General features: G+C 40.6%; 3 protein-coding genes and 1 pseudogene. All 4 read left to right on the forward strand.

All coding sequences use genetic code 11. From position 1 onward, the window contains the following. Positions 1-236: pseudogene (locus IRB43_RS17590) on the forward strand (hypothetical protein); the annotation flags it as partial. Between the two features lie 137 nt (positions 237-373). After that, positions 374-580 carry a hypothetical protein gene (locus IRB43_RS17595; RefSeq protein WP_203364744.1) on the forward strand — a complete coding sequence of 69 codons (207 nt, stop codon included), beginning with the start codon at positions 374-376 and terminating at the stop codon, positions 578-580. Next, complete coding sequence (locus IRB43_RS17600) at positions 577-876, forward strand: hypothetical protein (RefSeq protein ID WP_203364745.1); 300 nt, start codon at positions 577-579, stop codon at positions 874-876. Before IRB43_RS17595 ends, IRB43_RS17600 begins: the two co-directional genes overlap by 4 nt. Beyond that, on the forward strand, positions 839-1,387 hold a 549-nt coding region (locus tag IRB43_RS17605), incomplete at its 3' end, for a siphovirus ReqiPepy6 Gp37-like family protein (protein ID WP_203364746.1). The genes IRB43_RS17600 and IRB43_RS17605, both read left to right, overlap by 38 nt.

The raw sequence follows: 1,387 nt of genomic DNA on the forward strand, positions 1-1,387 counted from the left end.
TGGAGGATATTGAAGAAGCACTTATGGAACGTTTTGAAGCAGATGGAGATACAGAAGCGGCATTTAAAGAGGCGTTTAAGGCGGTGGATGAATCGGCTTTTTTCAAGAGACAAGCGAAGAACTTCTGGAAAGACTTAGAGTTGATGAAAGAAACAGGCGATACGGACGAAGAGAAAGAACAACACAAGAAGATCTATCAACGGATGATCGATGCCCGCGCCGAGCTAGTGGGATAGATTACGATCAGCTATTTGTAGATGTAGCACGTTATTTAAAAGTATATGATGCAGACTTAATACTCTCGTGGACTCCGCGAGAGTTTAAAAATTTTATCAAAGGTGCGCAACTACGAACAGTAGATACTTATGAGCAAATGACCAAACAAGCAATGTTTAATCGATATGCTCAAAATGCTAAGCGAGCCAATGAAAAGAAAATGTTTGATGCAGAAACGGCTAGAAAACGAATTATGAGCGGTTCCGATAGTTGGAAAGAAAGTAGGGAACCACAGATTGACAGGGAGCTTTACCGAAAAGCTCAAGAAGCAATGAAGAACTATATGAAAGGAGTGAAAGTATGATTGAACGGTTTACAGCGATTGTAGGAGCAAAAATCAATGAGTTTCAGTGGAAAATGAGAGAAGTAGACAGACAAGTGCGAGAAACCGCTACAGAAGCAACAAAGCCAATCGGTGCCAATATTACTGAATTCATGGCGAAGATCCGAAAAGCAAAAGCGGAATCGAAATTGTTTACTAAAAAAGTCGTGAAAGAAATCGACGCTGATATCTCTGAGTTTAAAAGAAAATATGCACAAGTTAAAGCGAAAGCCCTAGCGCTTGCTCGAGATAAAATCTATTGTTCCGAATCAAAATAGAGGATCAACAGTCAGTTGGTCCTCTCGCTTTAAAGTGCTGTCAGAAGAGATGGCAGAAATAGCTTTACTAAGTGGTCTAGGATGGAATGTAACTCTGGATACATTGAATAAAAAATTTGTATTCGACGTACAAACAGGTAAGGATTTAACGACCAATCAGTCAATTAATCCGCCTGTTATTTTTTCGCCCGAATTTAACTCGTTGAAGGATATGTCCTACACAGAATCTAGCTTGGATTATAAAAATATGGCGTATGTAGCTGGGCAGGGAGAGGGAGTTGATAGGCGGGTAATCACAATTAATGATGATACAATATCCGGTCTTGAGCGTTGTGAGTTGTTTGTTGATGCGCGCGATATTGAGGAGGAAAAACAAGTGGAGGGTAGCGATCCGGTGCCGCGGCCAGTGGAAGATATTATAACTGATTTAGTCAATAGAGGTAACCAAAAACTGGCCGAACATGAGCAAGAAATTTATCTGGATGGACAGGTGCTTACAAAGTCGCCATTT

This window comes from Bacillus sp. REN10 (genome assembly GCF_016820555.1).
Lineage (GTDB): Bacteria > Bacillota > Bacilli > Bacillales > Domibacillaceae > Bacillus_CE.

Coding starts and splice junctions, on each gene's coding strand:
- IRB43_RS17600 (WP_203364745.1), top strand. CDS start 577: ATGATTGAACGGTTTACAGCGATTGTAGGAGCAAAAATCAATGAGTTT.
- IRB43_RS17595 (WP_203364744.1), top strand. CDS start 374: ATGACCAAACAAGCAATGTTTAATCGATATGCTCAAAATGCTAAGCGA.